Raw genomic sequence first — 18432 nt, 5'->3', positions numbered from 1 at the left:
ACGCGATCCCCCGCCGCCGTCACCATAGGAACGGCCGTCGGGGACGAGCCAGCGCTATGCGTGGATCGGCATGATTCGGAGGGGGACGTCCCTGGCATTGGGGCTCCGATCAGGCGAGACGTGAGGTTCTGAGGTCCGCCGGGTTTCCGAGGTTCGGATTTCTGGGGGTCGGGTTTCTGAGGTCGGGAGAGACCGTCCTGCGCCAGTCGGGCAGCAACTCGTCCATGAGCGCCTCCGTCTCCGGCGCCATCCCGCCGCCGTACGGGTGGGAGGTGGCGCGCCGCAGCAGGCCGTCGACGACCGCCCGCAGCCGGACGGGCTCCCCCGTGGCGTGCGCCGCCCGGAGCAGGTCGCGCCACAGCCCCTCGTCGTCGGCGGCCAGCAGCAGCCCGGCCCGGGCCGCCGCCACCGCGCCGTGCGGGTCGTGGCGGGCCAGCCGAATCTCGCACAGCGCGTGGGCGGCGTCCGCCACCCAGGCCGTCACGTCGTACTCCAGGGGGTCGGCCGCCAGCCAGGCGTACCGGTCGGGCGGCCTGCCGTTCAGCAGCGGGCCGCGCACCAGATTGAGCGCCCGCTCCAGCAGGCCGGCCTCCATGTCGCCGGGCCTGCCGTGAGCGGGATCGGCGGCGTCGGCCCACTCGCCGGCCTGCCGCACGAGGTCCTGGAACAGCCGCCAGTCCGTACGGATCTCCGGCCCGAGCCGCAGGCGCCCGGACCGGTCGAGGAACAGGTGGGGACGTCCCTCGGCGTCGCGACCGAGCCACTCGGCGACCCGGGCGATCGTGGCGTCGCGCACCGCGAGCTGCACGCCGCGCGGCCACAGCACGCCGGCCAGCACGGCCGGGTGCACTCCGTCCGGGTGGGTGGCCAGGTAGACGACGAGTTCGTGGGCGAGTGCCGCGCGGCCCTCTTCGAGCGGGTTCACCGGGCTGATCTCGATCGGGCCGAGGATGCGCACCTCGATGGACGGCGGCTCCTCGCTCAGCCGTTCCACCACCGGGGTGAGCGGCTCGCCCTCCTGCTGCCTAGCAGTGCGGAACAGGCTGATCACGGCGTCGTAGTGCCGGCGCGGCAGCAGGTGGGCCTCGATGTTCAGGCCCAGCGCGTCCACGCGGGCCCGGCCGTCGTCGGTGACCTCCCACGTCCAGGTGGCGTGCGGCACCTCCCCCGCGATCACGAAGCCGCTCGCCGTACGCGTGCCCTTGCCGAGCAGCGCCAGGCGGCGCGCCTCGTCCTCGTCGGGGCGGATGGCCGACAGGAGGTAGTGCGGGGTGTACGCGGGGTCGGCCACGCGGCTGTGGACCCGGCCGGTGAGCACGTCGCCGTCGTAGCGGGCACGCTCCTCGAACTCCGGCAGCACCTCGGCCAGGCTGCCCGCCGTCCTGATCCGCTCGGGTGCGAGCAGGGTCAGCTCCTCGCCGAAGCCGACGAGCGTGATGCGCATCTGGTCGGACCAACGGTTGGTGGCCAGTTCGACGGCGAGCGCCGACAGCGCGGCGACGGTGTGCGCCCCGGTGATCGCGATTACGCCGTGGGCGGCCTCGAGGTCGACCAGGACGCGTCCGCCCTGCCCGGTGCCGAGCGAGACCAGCCCGGGATAGGGCGCGGGCACTCCGGCCAGCACGTGCTCGTCGATGCGGCGTCCCTCGTGGGCCGGAAGGCGCCACACCTGCCCGTCGTCGCAGGCCTCCCACGGCTCCGGCGCATCGTGTTCGGCCGGGTGGATCCACAGGTCGAGGCCCCGGTTGGACAGGTGGACGGCGTAGATCGTCGGAGGGCGCCGGTCGGCGTCGGCCAGCAGGCGGCCGAGCAGGCGCAGGCCGATGTCGAGCATGCGGCTGCCGGGGGCGTCGGCGCCGAGGCGGATGGCGACCTCGGCCTCGGCGGCGTCTCCGCGCGGCCGGGCGATGCGCCACCCGAAGGCCCGGCGCCACAGTTGCTCGCGCCGCCTGCGGCCGAGCAGGGCCAGCAGCCCGGCCGCCGCCAGCGACGAGGCCGCCAGGTAGTCGGCGAGGACCGGCCCGCCCTGCCGCTCGCCGGAGGTCTGGTGACCCGCTTCCGAGGGCGCGATCGCGGGCTTGACGGTGGTCGTGATGATCGGACGCGGGGTGGGCTTCGCGCTGGTGGTGGCGGGCGTGTCCTTCACGTCGCCGGTCCGGCCCCTCGGCTCCGACGGGGTGTCCTGCGGCATCGCGGGCGGCGGCAGCACGATCCCCGGCTTGCCCGGCTCGGGCGTCGCCCTGCCGCGCTCGTGGCCCGGGTCGCCGGGCCGGGCGCCGTCGCCGGATCCCTGGTCCGGGCGGGTGGTGTCCCCCTCGCTGCCCGTCGTGCCTCCGGTGTGCGAACCGCCGGTGGGACGCGGGTCCGGCGTCGCGTGCCGGTCCGGTGTCGCGTGCCGGTCGGCGTGGACGTCGCCGCCGCTCGCCCCTCCCCCGGCGTACCGGGTGTCGCCGTCGAGTTCGGCGGGCGCGTGGCGGTGCTCCTTCAGGATCTCCGGCCGGTCCTCGTCCACCGGCACGATGTGGACGTTCCTGGCGTCGTCCGGCATGTCGAGCACCCAGCCGGGACGGATGAGGTCGGCCATGTGCAGCCGGCTGCCGTCGGGCTGCTCCTTGTGCTGGTTGAGCCGGTAGATCTCCGGATAGCGGCGCCCGTCCCCCAGGCACTTCTCCGCGATCTCCCACAGGCTCTCGTGGTGGCGCCCGTGCGGAGGCTGGACCACGTAGACCTTCTTGACCTCCCTGGCGTGCAGGGCCGGTCGCTCCGCCTCGGCCTGCGGCACCGGCGCCGACAGCGCCGCGATCTGCGGCCGGATCGGGGCCGGGGCGCCCGCGCGGGCGAGGGGCACCGCCACGGCGGTCGCGGTGAACAGCAGCAGCACGGCGGAGACCAGGCGGTTCACCAGCGCCTGGGTGCCGCCCGACAGCGGCACCCTGGCCGGCATGCCGACCCGCCGCAGCCCCGCGTAGACCTCGACGACCACGCACAGGAACAGCTGCAGCCAGGCCAGCCACACCAGGAGGATCAGGATCGCGATGATCGTCTCGGGGCCGACCTGGCTGGTGAACAGGTCGGCGTTCAGCAGGTCGCCGCTGATCGGCGGACCTGCCAGCCGGAGCAACGCGTACGGCACGCCGCCGACCAGGCCCACCAGCGCGACCAGGGCCCCGAGGCCGGCGAGGACGTCCCCGGCCGTACGCCGGGTCCGCAGCCGTGCGGGCCGGTCGTCGTGCCAGTGCTCGGGCGCCCGCTGCGGCCCCAGCACGGACGGCATGCCCTCGGGACGCGGTCGCGGGCCCCGCCCGGGCGTGCCGCCTCCCACGACCTCGCGATCGGCGCGCGGATCCCGGCCGGGGGCGCCGCCTGCCGGAACCCCGCGCCCGGCCCCCCGCCCTCGCCCTCGCTGGGGCTCGCGGTCGAACTCCTCCCGCCGGCCGCCCGGCGGCCGTGTCCCTGTCACGCCTCCCCCGGATCAGGAGCGGCCGTGGCCTCGGCCTCCATGTCGGAGCCGGCGAAGCCCAGCGCGGACAGGAAGAAGGCGTCCCAATGGACCGACACCGCCACCGTGACGTCCGCCTGGCCGCCGCCCACGGTGCACTCGGTCATGCGCACGCCGTCGGCCCCCTGGTCCGCCGTGATCTTCTCGGCCTCGCCGCACACCGCGCCCTCGTCGGCGAGCAGGCGCACCTGGCCGGTCGCCCGCAGGGTCTCGACGTCGATCTGGTCGGCGGCGGCGCGCGCGGCCTGCTCGGCGATGTCGGCGGCCTTGAGGCGGGCGTTCATGGCGGCCCCGCCGTCGACCAGCAGCCCGGCCAGCAGGAACACCACCCCCGAGAAGAGGACCACGAACACCGACATGGAGCCCCGCTCCCCCGACCGCCGGCCTCCGGCGGCGGCCCGCGCCCTCATCAGGGCGCACGGCACGGTCGTCGTGTCTCGGGCGAGACGCGGAGCGGCCCGGCGGTCGCGGACACGCGAACCGCACCGGCGACACGGACGCGGCGGGGTCACTGCACCCTCCGATACCGTTCGAGCGGCACGACCGAGGTGCCCGACATCTGCTTGGTGCCGCCGAACCCGAGGAAGTCGAGGTTCAGCTCGCAGGTCACGGTCATCCGGACGAAGCCGTCCATCTTCCATTCGCTGCCGGACATGTCCACCTGCGGCGAGCAGTCACCGGAGAGCGCGGCTTCGGCGGCCTCCTTCGCGGCCGACTCGGCCTCCGCCTCGGTGCGCTGCACGGAGGCGGCCCTGGCGGCGTCCCGCGCGGCCCCGTTGACCTCCCCCTGGGCCTCCACGATCCGGCCCGCGCCGACGAGGAACAGCAGGAAGAGCAGGAACAGCGGGGCCAGCATGACCGTCTCGGCCGTCATCGACCCACGCTCCGACCGGGTCATTCGCAGCCGTCCGAGCCGTCGTCGGGGCGGAAGCACTCGATGGGCCCGCCGAAGCGCGACGTGATCGTGAAGGTCAGCGCGGGCAGCAGCGGCACCACCTGCACGGCGCTGCCGGTCACCTCCACGCCGCGCTGGTCGCCCTGCTCCCACGCCTGCGCCTGGGCGTTCTTCAGCAACTGCGGTCCGATCGCCTGCACGATCTGCCGCGCCTTGCCCTCGGCCGCCTCCTGCCAGCCGTCGGAGCCGCCCGCACGGGCGATCCGCGCGCCCTCCCGCGCGGCCGCGTCGGCGACCTGGCGGCCGTGGAACCAGAGCGTGACCTGGACGATCAGGAGCACGACGGCGAGCACGATCGGCATGAGCATGGCAAGCTCGATCACCGTGGCGCCCCGCTCGCCACGCCCGCCCTGCCCGCGTCGCCCGTCTCGCCGAGCCCGCTCGCCGCGTCCGCCCCGCTCGTTCCGCCCGCCCCGCTCGCGGCGCACGGCGGACACGGCGCGGGGGCCGGTCACGCCCTGTGCGGTCACTCTCCGTTACCTCCGCCGGCGCCGCCGCCCGCGCCGCCGCCGGAGCCGCCGCCGCTGAAGCTGTTCTGGATGTCGGACTGCTTCTGCTCGACCAACTGCTTGATCAGCGTGGCCAGGCCGAGCGCGACTCCGGCGATGATGGCGGTGATGATCACCCATTCGACCGCCGAGGCTCCCCTGGACGGGGCGTTCCTGGCGCGATCCAGCCGTACGTGGAGCACGGCGATCAGATAGTGGAACCAGAGCATCAGGCCCCCAACATCTTCATGGCTGCGGGAAAAGAGAGGAAGATCACGAAGCCCGCGCACAGCAGGAGCTGGGCGACGAGCATCGACTGGGACCGCTCGCCCGCCTTGCCCTCGACCTCCGCGAGCTCGCGGCGGCGGAGGGTGGCGGCGCGGGCCGTGAGGGAGGCGCGGACCTTGGCGCCGTCGTCGGCCACGAGCCCGAGCGCGGCCGACAGGTCCCGCAGCTCGTCCACGTTGATCTCGTCGCCGAGCTGGCCGAGGGCCTGCCAGGGGGTGATGCCGACGATCCGGGCGTTGGCCAGCGCCTCGCGAATGCGCTCCATCGCCCAGTTGGCGCCGGGGGCGGGACCCGCGCCGTTCGCGGCCCCGGTGGCGGCGGCCGAGGCGGCGCCGTTCACCGCGCCGTTCACGGTGCCGTTCACGGCGCCGTTCAGCGCCCCGGGCGTGGTGACGGGACTGCCCACGGCGACCGCCATCATCAGCGCCTCGGGCACGCCCCTGCCGCCCGCGAGGTTCATGGACACGAGGTCGAGGAAGGCGCCCACGGCGTGCCGGAAGTCGCGGCGCCGCACGGCGGCGTCCCGCCGGATCTGCGCGTCCGGCAGCAGGAAGAAGATCACGCAGACGACCAGGGCCGACCAGAGCGGCACCTGCACCGAGACGCCCCATCCCATCAGCGCGAGCCAGCCGACGAGGAGCGGGAACGCCAGCAGGCCCGAGACCCCGAGCAGCAGCTTGGTCGCGAGGAACCCCTCGAACGACTTGCCGAGCAGCGCGAGGTCGGCCTTGATCGACCGAGCCTCCCAGCCGCGCGCCGCGTAGAACCGGGCCAGCCGCAGACCGAGCATGCGGCGGAACTCGCTGACGTCCTCCTCGGGCGCGATCAGCGGCGCACGCGGCACGCCCTTGCCGTCGCGGGCCTGGTCGAGCGCGGCGAGCCGGGCGGTCAGGCCGGGCCGGGGCGGGAACAGCGCCCGCACCAGCAGGAAGAGCCCGAGGCCGAGCACGGCTCCGCAGACCACCGTCGCGATCATCTGATCACCTCCGCCGGCGGCTGCGCCTGCGCGGCCGCCGCGGGGCGCGGGCGGTGGTAGGGGGCGAGGATCCTGGCCGGCTTGTCGAAGCGGGCGAGCCGCCGCATCCAGGCGAAGCCCGCGCCGAACAGGCCCGCCACCACGACGAGCACGGCCTGGCCGAGCACGGAGTTGTACTCCTCGACGTACGAACGGTTGAAGACGACCAGTGCGGCGGCGAAGGCGAGGGCGGTGCCGACCACGATCTGCACGCTCTTGCGTGTGGACCTGCGCTCGGCCTCCACGCGCCGGCGCATGTCGAGCTCCTCGCGCGCCGAGACCGCCAGGGCCGACAGCACGTCGCGCAGGCCCGGCCCGCGCAGCCGCGAGTTGAGGATCAGCGCCGCCACGACGAGGTCGGCCGAGGTGTCGTCCAGCTCGTCGGCGAACATCCGCAGCGCGTCGGCGAGCGGCATCCGGGTGTGGAGCCGGTCGACCAGGGCCCGCAGGTGCGGTTGCAGCATGGGGGCCGCGGCCCGGATCGAGGAGGGGATGGCCTGTTCGAGCCCGGCCGCGCCCGCGATCGTGTCGCGCAGCGACTCCGTCCACGCCGCCAGGCCCTCAAGGCGCCGCATGGCGGCCCGCTCCTCCGCCGCGCCGCCGGTGAAGCCCCGCCAGGCCAGCACCAGCAGTACGGCTCCCGCGGCGATGACCGGCCAGCCGGTCACCACCAGCACCACGACACCCGTCACAGCCGCGATGGCCGACCTCGTGGACAGGGTGCGCAGCAGGCGCATCCGCTCGGCCCGGCCGTCGGGTGTGGCCGGGCGGGGGCGCAGGCCGTACAGGGCCAGGGCGAGCAGGAAGAGCCCGCCGCCCGCCGCGGCCCCGGCCAGCAGCACCAGGGGGTCGAGGACGCCCGGAGGCAGCGCCGGCAACAGGCCGCTCATCGCCACGCTCCCCGGGCCGGGTCGTACCCGTGGGCGGCCAGCTCGTCCGCGCAGGAGATCGGGGCGTGCGGCACCAGGTAGTCGCCCGCCATGGCGAACACCTCCGAGGACAGCACCCGCCCGTCGCAGCCCGTGACCTCCCGCACGCTGGACACGTAGCGCCGCAGGGTGCCTCCCCGGTGGTAGTCGTTGCGCTTCTCGATGAACACCACGAAGTCGATGGCCCCGGCGATGAGCATGTGGGTGGCCTCGATCGGCAGCCGTTCCTGGGCCTGCAGCGCGTAGGTCGCGATGCGGTTGAACACCTCCATGCTGGAGTTGGCGTGGATCGTCGACAGCGACCCGTCGTTGCCCTGGGTCATCGCGTTGAGCATCGTGACGATCTCGTCGCCCAGCACCTCGCCGACGATCACGCGCGAGGGGTTCATGCGCAGCGACCGGCGCACCAGCTCGGCCATCGTGATCTCGCCCTGCCCCTCGGCGTTGGGCAGGCGGTGCTCGAAGGCCACCGCGTTGGGGTGCAGCTCGGGGAACTGGTCCAGCCCCAGCTCCAGCGCCCGCTCCACCGTGATCAACCGCTCGTGCGGCGGGATCTCGTTGGCCAGCGCCCGCAGCAGCGTGGTCTTCCCCGCGTTCGTCGATCCCGCGATCATGATGTTCTTCCGCGCGGCCACGGCGGCGGTGAGGAAGCGGCCCAGCTCGGGGGTGAGCGTGCCGTTCCCGACGAGGTCGCTGAGGAACACCTTGCCGAGGCGGGCGCGGCGGATCGACAGCGCCGGCCGCACGGTGACGTCCATGACGGCCGACAGGCGGGAGCCGTCCGGCAGGCGCAGGTCGAGCTGCGGGTTGGCGGTGTCGAACGGCCGCGACGACAGACCCGAGTACGCCGCCAGGATCTGGATCAGCTCGATGAGCTCCTCGTCGGTCTCGGCGACGGGGTCGTGCATGAGCTCCTGGCCGTCGGCGTAGCCGACGAAGACCCGGTCGCAGCCGTTGATGTCGATGTTCTCGACCTCGGGGTCGTCGAGCAGCGGCTGGAGGCGGCCGACGCCGAACAGCGCGGCGTGGATGCCCGCCGCCAGCGCCTCCTCCTCCTCGGCCGTGGGCGGGGTGCGCCCCACGCCGATCTCGCTCCGCGCGTGCTCCTCCAGCACCTGCGCGATCAGCGCCCGGGCGAACTGCCGCTCGTCCTCCCCCGACATCGGCGGCACGCCGCTCGCCTGGTCGAGCCGCCGCTGGTGCGCCAGCCGGTCGCCGACCTCCTGCCGGAACCGCTTCACCAGGCCGTGGTCGATCGGCCGCCGCTGGGAGTTCACGACCGCACCTCCGGCTCCCGGTTCGCCCGCCCGACGACGGGCGGCGCCGTCGTCTCGCCGCCCGCGGCCAGTTGCGCGGCCAGGCGCGTGGCCAGCTCCCTGGCCGTACGGATCAGGAGGCTGCGGTCGAGCCGCCCGCCCCACTGGCCGCGCAGCAGTTCCGCGCCCTTCGGGTCGTAGGCGAGACCGCCGACGAAGGCGACGTCCCAGCCGGAGACGATGCGCCGGATCTCCTCCATCGACGACCGGTACGACCGGGGGTCGGCGATCACCACGACCCCGACCTTCCGCCCGATCAGCGACAGCCGTTCGCGCAGGTGGGCGACGTGGTCGAGACTGGCCCGGGTGAACAGCACCACTTGGTCGGCCTCGGCCACCAGGTCCCCGATCTGGGGGTGCAGCCCGAGCCGGCCGCAGTCGGCGAGCACGTCGGCCTGCGGCAGCGCGGCGAACGCCCGGCCGAGCGGGCCCCACAGCCAGGTGAGGCCGGCCGCCTGCTCGCCGTTGGTCAGGCCGGCCAGCACGTCGAGGCCGCCGACGAGCCGCTGCGTGTGCTCGTAGATCAGCTCGGTGTGGAGCCCGCGCCGCGCGACCGCGCCGAGGCTGAGCAGGCCGCGCCCGGGGTTCAGCACGCCGCCGTCGTCGGCCGGCAGCCGGTAGGCGAGGTCGCCGCCGGAGGGATCGCACTCGGCCAGCAGCACAGGGCGGGGCCACACGGCGCCGAGGGCGGTCGCCGCGGTGGTCACGCCGGGCGCCCCCTTGTCGGCGGCGAGCACGATCAGCGCCACGTCACTTGACCCCCGGAAGCGTGACGAGGGCGATCTCCCCGCTGGAGGCGTACTGGGCGATGACGGGCGCGATCGACGTGTCGACGACGATCGTGACCAGCCCGCCGCCGGATCGCCCGGTGCCGGCGCTCTCGACCCGGGCGGCGGTGGCCAGCACCTTCTGCTGGGCGGTGCCGGACCCCCGGCCGGCGGCCGGCACGTAGATCACCTGGACGACGTCGCTCCACTTGAGGTCGGTGGGCATCTGGCCGGCCTTGAGCGACAGGCCCACCTTGGCCTTGCCCGGCCCGACCTGGTCGGTCGTCGTGGCGGTCATGCGCTGGGTGAGCAGCGTGCCCGGCAGCAGCGTCACCGCGGCGTACGTCGTGGCCACCTGGTCCTTGAACCGCCAGGGGACGTAGTCGACGCCGGTGTCGGCGATCTGCACCTCCTGCATCGCGGACAGCGGGATGAGCTGCCCGGCCCCCACCTGCTGGGTGATCTGCACGGCCGAGACGCGGTCGCCGCTGCGCATGACCAGCAGCGTGGTGGCCAGCGCGCCGCCCAGGATGAGGAGGACGGCGAGCGCGGCGAGCGCGGGCTTGCGCTCCCTCGGCGGAACGGGCAGCTTGCGTGCGGCCGGCCCGGACAGGCCCGGCCGCGCGGATGCCCGGCCGTCCTGCGACGTCTTCTCGCTGATCCTCATGGGTGGGGGACTCCCAGGGATGAGGGCGCCCTTCTGTTTTCGGGCCGCTCGAATCTGTTTATGGTCTTGCCGTTTGTTGCGAATTCACTCCATTATGGCCAGCTTGCGCCGCCATAAGTGCCCTGATGCGCGACCCATGCTTATCCGTTAGCAATACGCCTGTCAACGGGAGTGGATCTATCGCCATATCGACACAAGGCTTTACTGACACGAAATTTCGTGATAGTACGTTTGCACTTCTTTCCCGATTGTCACACCATTCACACTGTTAGCGCCAGGGTGGACGGCGGGCATACGCGGGAGGCGGTGACGACGGCGTCGCCGAAGGACGCGATGACAGGCGCCTTTACCTATTTCGGGTAACGCCCGGATGAGCGCGGGAGTCGCGGCTAACGTGTCCCCCGCGGGCCGCGGGGCCCGCGCACCCGGAGATCTTCACGGGGACGCCCCGGGATGAAACGCTTTCCGCGAGGCCGCCGCACAACCGCCTTCTGGGAGTTCGCGCATGCGGATAACGCTCACCGTGGTCAGCGAGGACGGCCGCCGCGACGTGCTGGTCGAGGGCGACGAGAGCACCACCGTCGCCGCCCTCGCCACAGCGCTCGACGGCGGCGCCGCCCGCCCGGCCAACGTCGTACGGCTCCCGCACGCCCGCGCGCCGTACGACCTGGACCGGGGGGACCGGCAGGCCCGGCCGTCCGGTGAGGTGAAGCTGTGGGTCGACGGCCGGCCCATCGACCCGGACGCGCCCGTGTTCGGCCTGCTCAGGGATGGCGACCTGGTGGCCGTGGACGGTCACGCCGCCGCGGTGACGGTGACGGAGGAACCCGGCGGGCCGGCGGAGCTGCGCGTGGTGGGCGGCCCCGGCGCGGGGACCGTCCACCGGATCGGGCTCGGCGCGCACACGATCGGCGCCGACCCCGCGTGCGCCGTCTCCGTACCCGACCCGCGGATGCCGCCGGTCGCGCTGGTGGTGCGGCTGGCCCCCGGCACGGCCACCGTGGAGCCCGCGGCACCCGCGACCTCCGCAGGCGGCCCGGTGGCCCGGCTCGAGGGCGAGCCGCTCACGGAGGCGGTGCCGTGGCCGGCCGGGGGCATGCTCGCCTGCGGCGGCTCGGTGTTCGCCCTGGGGCCGGTCCTGCCGCCGGACGCCCACCTCGACGCGCTGCCGGACGGCGGGCTCGCCTACAACCGCCCCCCGCGCCTGCAGCGGCCCGAGCGGCAGCGGCGCTTCACGGTGCCCGCCGAGCCGAAGCGCGGCGAGGGGATGCGGCTGCAGTTGCTGGCCGCGCTGCTGCCCGCCGTGCTCGGGGTGGTCATGGCCGCCGTCACCCACACCTGGTACTACCTGCTGATCGCGTTCATGACGCCGCTGATCATGATCGGCCAGTGGGTGAGCGACCGCAGGCACGGCAGGAAGAAGCACCGCCGGGCGGTCAAGGCGTACCGCGAGCGGATGGCCGCCTTCGAGGAGGAGGTGGCCCGCGCGGTGCGGCAGGACGAGGAGGCCAGGCGCGGCGGCGCGCCCGACCCGGCCGAGGTGCTGCTCACCGCGACCGGCCCGCGCCGCCGGCTGTGGGAGCGCCGCGTGCACGACCCCGACGCGCTGCGGCTGCGCGTGGGGCTGGCCGATCTGCCCGCCGACCTGGAGTTCGAGCCCGAGAGCGGCACGGCCCAGGACGCGCCCCGCCGGGAGCCGCCCACCTGCCACGACGTCCCGGTCGCGCTGGTCATGCGGCGTCTCGGCGTGGCCGGGCTCACCGGCCCCAGAGACGTGGCCCTCGGCTGCGCCCGCTGGCTCGTCGGCCAGGCCGCCGCCCTGCACAGTCCGCGCGACCTGGCCATCGTGGTGCTGTCGGCCAACGCCGACGGCGCCGGGCAGTGGGGCTGGGTGCGCTGGCTGCCGCACTGCGCGCCCGACGCCGCCGCCCGCGGCGGCGCCCTGTCGTCCGACTGCGCCGCGCTCGTCGGCGCCGACCCGGAGGCGGCCGCCCGCCGGGTCGCCGAACTCGCCGCCCTGGTGACCGAACGGCTCGACGCCGAGAACGGCTCGGGGCCCTACCCGGGGGTGCCGCGCGGCACCCGGCTGTCCGGCGGCCCGGCCGGCTGGGACGACCTGGGGCGCGCGAGCGGCAACCGGCCCGCCGAACCGGCCTTCGCGACCTATGACGAGCGGCCCTTCGACGTGCTCGTCGTGCTCGACGGCGCCCAGGTGCTGCGCGGCCTGCCGGGCATGCCGCAGGTGCTGCGGCAGGGCCCGCGCGCCGGGGTCTACACGATCGCCGTCGACGACGACGAGCGACTGCTGCCCGAGGAGTGCGCGACGGTCGTGTCCTGCGACCGCGAGGGCGGGGTGCGCCTCCACGGCGGCGGCCTCGACCCGATCACCGGCATCCGCGCCGACCAGGTGTCGCCGTCCTGGGCCGAGCGCCTGGCCCGCGCGCTGGCCCCGCTGCGCGACGTGAGCCGCGACGACCCCTCCGCCGCCCTGCCCGACGCGGTCCGCCTGCTCGACCTGCTGGAGGCGCCCCTCGACCCCGCCGCGCTCGCCGAGCGGCAGGGCCGTACGACCCGGGCCCTGATCGGCGTGGGACCCGAGGGCCCGTTCGAGGTCGACCTGAGCAGGGACGGGCCGCACGCCCTGGTCGCGGGCACGACCGGCGCGGGCAAGTCGGAGCTGCTCCAGACGCTGATCTGCTCGCTCGCGGTGGCCAACCGGCCCGACGAGATGACGTTCGTGCTCATCGACTACAAGGGCGGCGCGGCCTTCAAGGAGTGCGTACGGCTCCCGCACACGGTCGGCATGGTGAGCGACCTCGACGGCCACCTGACCCAGCGGGCCCTGTCGTCGCTGGCCGCCGAGATCCGGCGCAGGGAGCGCCTGCTGCTGGACGCGGGGGCCAAGGACATCGAGGACTACCAGCGGGCCCGCGGCGCCACCTGGGTGCTCGGCGCGGGCGGCGTACGGCGGGCGCGCGGCGGCGGCATCTTCGCCGCACCGGTGCCGGAGACCGCCGGGAGCAGGAAGGACCTGCCGCCGCTGCCCCGGCTCGTGCTGATCATCGACGAGTTCGCCGCCCTGGTCGCGGAGCTGCCCGACTTCGTCGAGGGGCTGGTCGACATCGCGCGCAGGGGCCGCTCGCTCGGCATCCACCTGATCCTCGCCACCCAGCGGCCCGGCGGCGTGGTGACCGCCGACATCCAGGCCAACACCTCGCTCAGGATCGCGCTGCGGGTCACCGACGCCACCGAGTCGGCCGACGTCATCGACGTGCCGGACGCCGCGCACATCTCACGGACGACGCCCGGCCGCTGCTACGTGCGGGCCGGCTCCGGAGCGCCCGTGGCCGTGCAGACGGCCAGGATCGGCGGCCGCACGCCACATCCGCGAAGTGCGGGGGCGACAGACACGGGGGACGATGTCCGCGTCCTCGACCTGCCCTGGCAGGCGCTCGGCCACCCGCTGCCCGCCCCACCCGCCCAGGCGGCGAGCGGCACCGACCTGGCCCTGCTCGTGGACGCGCTGCGGGAGGCCGGGAGCGACATGCCCAGGCAGCCGAGCCCGTGGCTGCCGCCGCTGCCCGACCAGGTCGTCCTCGACGTCGGGGCCGCGGGCTCCCCTGGCGGCCTGCTCGCGGGCGCCGCGCCGTACCGGCCGGGGGCCGAGGAGGTGCCGCCGCTGCCGTTCGGCGTGACGGACCTGCCGTGGGAGCAGGGCCGGCGCCCGCTCACACTCGACCCGCGGCACGGCGGCCACCTGCTGATCGCGGGCGGCGCGCGCAGCGGCCGGTCCAGCGCGCTGCGGACGATCGCGGGCTCGATCGCGGCCGGCGCCTCCCCCGAGGACGTGCACGTCCACGCCGTCGACTGCGGGTCGGGCGCGCTGCTGCCGCTGGTCGCGCTGCCGCACTGCGGGGCGGTCGTCACCCGCGACCAGCTCGACCGGGTGGAGCGCCTGCTGACCCGCCTGCGCGCGGAGGTCGGGCGCCGCCAGCACCTGCTGGCCGAGGCCGGGTACGCCTCGCTGGCCGAGGCCCGCGCCGCCGCCCGGTCGCGGGCCGCCCGCGACCGCACGGGCGTGGGCGCGCTGCCCTGGCTGGTGCTGCTGGTGGACCGCTGGGAGGGGTACGTCGCCGCGTTCGAGAACTACGACTACGGGCGGCTGGTCGACGCGATGCTGCAGCTGCTGCGGGAGGGGCCCGCCGTGGGGCTGCGGGCCGTGGTCACCTCCGACCGGTCGGGCCTGCTCGGGCAGATCTCCACCGTCTTCGAGGACCGGCTCGTGCTGCGGCTCGCCGACCCCGCCGACTACGGGCTCGCCGGGCTGCCGATGCGCGACCTGCCGAGCGTCATGCCCCCGGGCAGGGCCCTGGCCGTCGGCGAGCACGGCCTGGTGGAAAGCCAGATCGCGCTGCTGTGCGACGACCCCTCCGGCCCCGCGCAGGTGGCGGTCCTGCAGGAGCTCGCCCGTACGGCGGCCGCGCGATTCGGCGGCTCGGACGCCCTCGGGAAGTGGGCCTGGCCGTCGGAGCCGCCGCTGCGGGTGGACGCGCTGCCGATGCGGATCACGGCGAGCCAGGCGCTCGACCTGGCGCCGTCGCACCGGCCGCCGTCGGCCCTGTGGGCGCTGCTCGGCGCGGGCGGCGACGCCCTCACCCCGATGGGCGTGGACCTCCAAGGCCAGGGGCCGGCCGCCGTGATCGCCGGGCCGCCGCGCTCGGGACGGTCGTCCGCGCTGGTCACGGCGGCACGCTCGCTGCTCGACCGGGGCACGCCCGTGCTCGTCGTGACCCCGCGCCGCAGCCCGCTGCGCGACCTCGCCGGGGCGCCGGGGGTGCTCGCCGTGCTGGACGGCAACGCCAGAAGCGTGACCGGGGGCGGCGCGGACGACTTCGGCGGCCTGCCGGGCGCGCTCGACCCGCTCGCCCTGGTCGCCGGGCACGAGCGCTACGTGGTGGCGGTGGACGACGCGGAGCTCATCTCGCCCGACTCCGCGCTCGGCCTGGCCCTGGACGAGATCCTGCGCACCGGACGGGACGGCGAGCACGGCCTGCTCGTCGCGGGGGCCACGGGCGACCTGGCGACGGCCTACCGGGGGTTCGCGGCCGAGGCGCGCAAGGGCAGGACCGGTCTGCTGCTCAACGTGCAGAGCCCCGCCGACGGCGACCTGTTCGCCGTGCGGCTGCCGCGCGGCGCGGTCGGCGGGCCTCCCGGGCGTGGGCTGCTGGTCGTCTCGGGCGCCGCGACCCCGATCCAGACCGCGGTGCCGGATTGAGCGCCAGGCTTGTTGGGAGCGCTCCCACCCTGTCAGCCTGCTCGGCATGACCGTGCGCATCAGGCCTTACCAGGACACGGACCGCGACGCTCTCTACGACATCTGCGTCCGCACCGCCGACGCGGGCGAGGACTCCCGCCACATCTATCCCGATCTCGATCTGATGCCCAGCATCTTCGCCGCGCCGTACGTCCGGCTGGAGCCGGACCTGGCCTTCGTCGCCGACGACGGCGAACGGGCGGTCGGCTACATCGTCGGCACCGCCGACACCCCCGCCTTCGTCAAGGCCTACCGCGACGAGTGGCTGCCCACGCTGGCCGACCGCTACCCGGCGCCGCTGCGCCCACCGGCCTCGCCCACGGAGGAGATGGTCGCCCTCATGCACGACCCCGAGCGGATGGTCCTCCCCGAGCTGGCCGGCTACCCCGCCCACCTGCACATCGACCTGCTCCCGGGCCACCAGCGCGCCGGGCACGGCCGCGCGCTGATGACGGCCTTCCTCCACGCCCTCGCGGCGAAGGGCGTGCCCGCCGTGCATCTGAGCATGCTCACCGTCAACACCCGCGCCCGCGCGTTCTACGACCGGATGGGCTTCCACGAGATCGCGGTGCCCGACCCCGGCCCCGTCACCTATCTCGGCCGCTCGACAGAACCGCCGGTCACCTGAGAAGGCCGGTCACATGAGAAGGCCGCCGGACGCCATGGCGTTCATGGCGGTCCGGCGGCCGTTGTCTGCGGGCGGCGGTCAGCGGGTGGCGGACTCGATGTTGCCGCGGTAGGTCGTGATGACTCGGGAGGCCTCGTTGAGCTCTTCCGCCATGCGCTGGAAAGCCGCCCGGTAGCTCTGCCAGGCGTCGTGGAAGCGCTGCGCGCCGGGGCCGGTCCAGGCGGTGCCGACCTTGGCCGCCTCACGATCGAGGTTGGCCATCGTGGCGCGAACCTGGTCCGCCTGCTGGCTGAACTGCGCGGCCATGCTCTGCATCTCCGCGGGGTCGCCGCCGAGCAAGCTGTTACTCATCCAGTCACTCCTTCATCGACAAAGGGGCCGCCCTCACCGTAAATCCTTTGTCAATCCTGTGAACCCCTTATGCCGAGCGGCTATATCGAGGGCCGGGAGAATCTGGCTTTTCCGCCACTCCATTCCCCTTTTTCCTAACGGCCGTAACCGTGGGCAGCCCCGGCCGGGGCCGGGCGGGCGGAGACGGCGGCGGAGATCACAACGGCGCCGGAGGCCAATATGCTGGCTCCCATGCCCTCGGACAGGGAGGTGGCGTGCAGACCCGGAAGGACCTCTACCAGGCATACCGGCTGATGCAGCAGCGCCTGGGCCAGGCGCTGCTGCAGGGTGAGCCCGACGTCGCGGAGTCGCCGACGCGGCGGCACACCCTGGCCACGTTCTGCGGGATCCTGCTGTCGGTGCTCCTGCTCGCCGTCTTCGGCATCTGGGGTGTGATCAAGCCGGGCGGCGCCACCAAGCTCACCCAACCCGGTCAGCTCCTCGTCGAGCAGGACACCGGCGCGACCTACGTCTACAGCCAGCAGGAGCGCGTGCTGCTTCCCGTGGCGAACTACGTCTCCGCCCGGCTGCTGCTCGACACCGCCGACGTGACGGTGCGCGACGTCTCCGCCGCCTCACTGGCCGAGCTGCCGCGCGGGCCGCTCGTCGGCATCCCCGGCGCGCCCGACTCGCTGCCGGCCAAGGACAAGCTGGTGCACGGGCCGTGGTCGGTGTGCGTGGTGGACGGCCCCGACGCCACCGGAGCGCCGCGCCCGTACGTCACGCTGGTGGGCGGCGTGGACGTCGGCGGCAGGCCCCTCGGCGGCGGCGCCATGGTCGTGGACGACGGCCGGCAGAAGTGGGTCGTCTGGGGCGACCGGCGGATGCGGGCGAGCTCCAGCGCGGTGAACGCCCTGAACGCCCAGCCCAGGAAGGTGCCCGCGACCTGGCTCAACGCCGTCCCCGAAGGTCCCGACTTCAGCGGCCCGAAGGTGCCCAACCTGGGCAGGAGGGTCCGGGGGCCCGACGGAAGGGCCACCGCGGCGGTCGGGCAGGTCTTCACCGTGCCCGGCATCGGGGGCGCCCCCGCCCGCTGGTACGTCCTGCTGTCCGACGGCCTCGCGCCGATCACCCTCACCCAGGCCACGCTCCTGCTGGCCGACCCGGCCATCAGGGCGGCGTACGGCAAGCGCCCGCGGCAGCCGATCTCGATCGACGCGGCCACGGCCAACGCCTCGCTGTCCAAGCAGCAGAACGTGCTGGGCGGCGGGTTGCCCGAGACGATGCCCACGATGACCTCCCCCGCCTCCACCACGCCGCTGTGCGCGGTCTACGCCGGCACCCGAGGCGGCTCGACCCGGGCGACCCTGACCGTCGGCTCCTCGATCGCGATCCCCACGCCCAGGACCCCGGGCGGCCAGGAGACCTTCGACCAGGTGCTGCTCCCGCCGGGAACGGCGGCGGTCGCCGGTCTGCTGCCGGGCGAGGGGCAGCTGGGGTCGATCGCGAACTACTTCCTGGTGACCGACCAGGGCCGCAGGTTCGCCATCGCCTCGGCCGACCTGCTGCCGAAGCTCGGCTACGACGCCTCCGACGTCGCGCCGGTGCCCGCCCACCTGCTGCATCTCATCCCGGAGGGCCCGGCGCTCGACCCGGCGGCCGCCCGGGTGCCGGTGCCGCTCGGCAAGTAGGTCAGCCGTTCAGGCTGCGGAAGTCGTCCAGATTCTGCTGGTAGAACGCGATGTCCTCGGCCAGCCGGTCGCGCAGGAAGCAGTCGGGCTCCGCCTCGCGGGCGGCCAGCCCCGCCTCGGTCCAGAACGCCTCGGCGGGCACCTCGTCCTCGCCGGGCGGGATGAACTTGAGCGCCTCCCCGAGCGCGTCCCTGGCCGCCTCCCAGCCGCTCACCACCCGCTGGAAGAGCCTCTCGTCCCCGGGCTCCTCGGTGTACTCGAGGTCGTCGGCGAGCGCGCGGCGCGCGTACCCGGCTCCGGCGAGCCGCCACTGACCCGGGTCGATCAGCTCGGACAGGCCGACGCCGAACCGCTCCCCCTCGTCCCTGGCCTCCGCCTCGCTCGCGTACGGCACGAGCACCTCGATCCCGCCGTACCGGACCGTCCACGCCTCGGGCCCCTCGACCGGCGGCTCCTCGTGCGCGGCCTCCTCCACGGTGAGCGCGAGATACAGCCGGGCCTCCGCGAGCGTCCGCGCGTACGGGATCGGCACTGCCTGCTCCATT

Annotated in this window: 15 protein-coding genes; 3 read left to right on the top strand and 12 right to left on the bottom strand. The window is 74.6% G+C overall.

Annotation, left to right across the window (positions count from 1 at the left end; translation table 11 throughout):
* Window positions 1-109 precede the first annotated feature (109 nt).
* The 10 genes from ABZ860_RS08460 to ABZ860_RS08415 all read right to left on the bottom strand — a co-directional run bounded on the left by ABZ860_RS08460 (window position 110) and on the right by ABZ860_RS08415 (window position 9924).
* On the bottom strand, window positions 110-3460 hold the full coding sequence (locus ABZ860_RS08460) for a bacterial transcriptional activator domain-containing protein (RefSeq protein ID WP_357216892.1): 3351 nt from the start codon (window positions 3458-3460) through the stop codon (window positions 110-112).
* Window positions 3457-3858 carry a pilus assembly protein TadG-related protein gene (locus ABZ860_RS08455; protein ID WP_193202419.1) on the bottom strand — a complete coding sequence of 134 codons (402 nt, stop codon included), beginning with the start codon at window positions 3856-3858 and terminating at the stop codon, window positions 3457-3459. Before ABZ860_RS08455 ends, ABZ860_RS08460 begins: the two co-directional genes overlap by 4 nt.
* A gap of 149 nt (window positions 3859-4007) precedes the next feature.
* Window positions 4008-4373, bottom strand: a complete 366-nt coding sequence (locus ABZ860_RS08450) for a TadE/TadG family type IV pilus assembly protein (RefSeq protein WP_357216889.1) — start codon at window positions 4371-4373, stop codon at window positions 4008-4010.
* A gap of 20 nt (window positions 4374-4393) precedes the next feature.
* Entirely contained in the window at window positions 4394-4924 is a 531-nt protein-coding gene (locus tag ABZ860_RS08445; RefSeq protein WP_357216887.1) for a TadE/TadG family type IV pilus assembly protein, read from the bottom strand.
* Window positions 4921-5172: a hypothetical protein gene (locus ABZ860_RS08440; protein WP_357216884.1), complete on the bottom strand. Its 252-nt coding sequence runs from the start codon at window positions 5170-5172 to the stop codon at window positions 4921-4923. The genes ABZ860_RS08445 and ABZ860_RS08440 overlap by 4 nt, the downstream gene beginning before the upstream one ends.
* On the bottom strand, window positions 5172-6206 hold the full coding sequence (locus ABZ860_RS08435) for a type II secretion system protein (RefSeq protein ID WP_357216881.1): 1035 nt from the start codon (window positions 6204-6206) through the stop codon (window positions 5172-5174). Before ABZ860_RS08435 ends, ABZ860_RS08440 begins: the two co-directional genes overlap by 1 nt.
* Window positions 6203-7135: a type II secretion system F family protein gene (locus tag ABZ860_RS08430; protein WP_357216879.1), complete on the bottom strand. Its 933-nt coding sequence runs from the start codon at window positions 7133-7135 to the stop codon at window positions 6203-6205. The genes ABZ860_RS08435 and ABZ860_RS08430 overlap by 4 nt, the downstream gene beginning before the upstream one ends.
* Complete coding sequence (locus tag ABZ860_RS08425) at window positions 7132-8451, bottom strand: ATPase, T2SS/T4P/T4SS family (protein ID WP_357216876.1); 1320 nt, start codon at window positions 8449-8451, stop codon at window positions 7132-7134. Before ABZ860_RS08425 ends, ABZ860_RS08430 begins: the two co-directional genes overlap by 4 nt.
* Window positions 8448-9239 (bottom strand): hypothetical protein, encoded by a 792-nt coding sequence (locus tag ABZ860_RS08420; protein ID WP_357216873.1) that lies wholly within the window; start codon window positions 9237-9239, stop codon window positions 8448-8450. Before ABZ860_RS08420 ends, ABZ860_RS08425 begins: the two co-directional genes overlap by 4 nt.
* 1 nt (window position 9240) lies before the next feature.
* Complete coding sequence (locus ABZ860_RS08415; protein ID WP_357216870.1) at window positions 9241-9924, bottom strand: hypothetical protein; 684 nt, start codon at window positions 9922-9924, stop codon at window positions 9241-9243.
* Between the two features lie 505 nt (window positions 9925-10429).
* Here ABZ860_RS08415 and ABZ860_RS08410 point away from each other — a divergent pair.
* Together ABZ860_RS08410 and ABZ860_RS08405 are read left to right on the top strand one after the other, a co-directional pair.
* Window positions 10430-15199, top strand: coding sequence for an FtsK/SpoIIIE domain-containing protein (locus ABZ860_RS08410; RefSeq protein ID WP_357216867.1), 4770 nt, complete (start codon window positions 10430-10432; stop codon window positions 15197-15199).
* Window positions 15200-15245: 46 nt separating this feature from the next.
* The gene (locus tag ABZ860_RS08405) at window positions 15246-15866 is read left to right on the top strand and encodes a GNAT family N-acetyltransferase (RefSeq protein WP_357216865.1); all 621 of its coding nucleotides are present in this window, start codon (window positions 15246-15248) and stop codon (window positions 15864-15866) included.
* A gap of 78 nt (window positions 15867-15944) precedes the next feature.
* Here ABZ860_RS08405 and ABZ860_RS08400 read toward each other — a convergent pair whose 3' ends face one another.
* Window positions 15945-16217, bottom strand: coding sequence for a WXG100 family type VII secretion target (locus ABZ860_RS08400; RefSeq protein WP_189181307.1), 273 nt, complete (start codon window positions 16215-16217; stop codon window positions 15945-15947).
* Between the two features lie 254 nt (window positions 16218-16471).
* Between ABZ860_RS08400 and eccB the strand changes: the two genes are divergently transcribed.
* The gene (gene eccB, locus ABZ860_RS08395; RefSeq protein ID WP_357216862.1) at window positions 16472-17887 is read left to right on the top strand and encodes a type VII secretion protein EccB; all 1416 of its coding nucleotides are present in this window, start codon (window positions 16472-16474) and stop codon (window positions 17885-17887) included.
* Between the two features lies 1 nt (window position 17888).
* Here eccB and ABZ860_RS08390 read toward each other — a convergent pair whose 3' ends face one another.
* Entirely contained in the window at window positions 17889-18431 is a 543-nt protein-coding gene (locus tag ABZ860_RS08390; RefSeq protein WP_357216859.1) for a hypothetical protein, read from the bottom strand.
* Between the last annotated feature and the right edge of the window lies 1 nt (window position 18432).

The organism is Microbispora sp. NPDC046973 (assembly GCF_040644495.1).
In the GTDB taxonomy this organism is placed as follows: Bacteria; Actinomycetota; Actinomycetes; order Streptosporangiales; family Streptosporangiaceae; genus Microbispora.
The sequence above is the reverse complement of the archived record's forward strand: the minus strand, read 5'-3'. Positions and strand labels throughout refer to the sequence as shown.

What these genes read in the sequence shown, in the direction of transcription:
- ABZ860_RS08455 (WP_193202419.1), bottom strand. Translation starts at nt 3,858, where the DNA reads ATGTCGGTGTTCGTGGTCCTCTTCTCGGGGGTGGTGTTCCTGCTGGCC.
- ABZ860_RS08450 (WP_357216889.1), bottom strand. Translation starts at nt 4,373, where the DNA reads ATGACGGCCGAGACGGTCATGCTGGCCCCGCTGTTCCTGCTCTTCCTG.
- ABZ860_RS08440 (WP_357216884.1), bottom strand. Translation starts at nt 5,172, where the DNA reads ATGCTCTGGTTCCACTATCTGATCGCCGTGCTCCACGTACGGCTGGAT.
- ABZ860_RS08435 (WP_357216881.1), bottom strand. Translation starts at nt 6,206, where the DNA reads ATGATCGCGACGGTGGTCTGCGGAGCCGTGCTCGGCCTCGGGCTCTTC.
- ABZ860_RS08430 (WP_357216879.1), bottom strand. Translation starts at nt 7,135, where the DNA reads ATGAGCGGCCTGTTGCCGGCGCTGCCTCCGGGCGTCCTCGACCCCCTG.
- ABZ860_RS08415 (WP_357216870.1), bottom strand. Translation starts at nt 9,924, where the DNA reads ATGAGGATCAGCGAGAAGACGTCGCAGGACGGCCGGGCATCCGCGCGG.
- ABZ860_RS08410 (WP_357216867.1), top strand. Translation starts at nt 10,430, where the DNA reads ATGCGGATAACGCTCACCGTGGTCAGCGAGGACGGCCGCCGCGACGTG.
- ABZ860_RS08405 (WP_357216865.1), top strand. Translation starts at nt 15,246, where the DNA reads ATGACCGTGCGCATCAGGCCTTACCAGGACACGGACCGCGACGCTCTC.
- ABZ860_RS08400 (WP_189181307.1), bottom strand. Translation starts at nt 16,217, where the DNA reads ATGAGTAACAGCTTGCTCGGCGGCGACCCCGCGGAGATGCAGAGCATG.
- ABZ860_RS08390 (WP_357216859.1), bottom strand. Translation starts at nt 18,431, where the DNA reads ATGGAGCAGGCAGTGCCGATCCCGTACGCGCGGACGCTCGCGGAGGCC.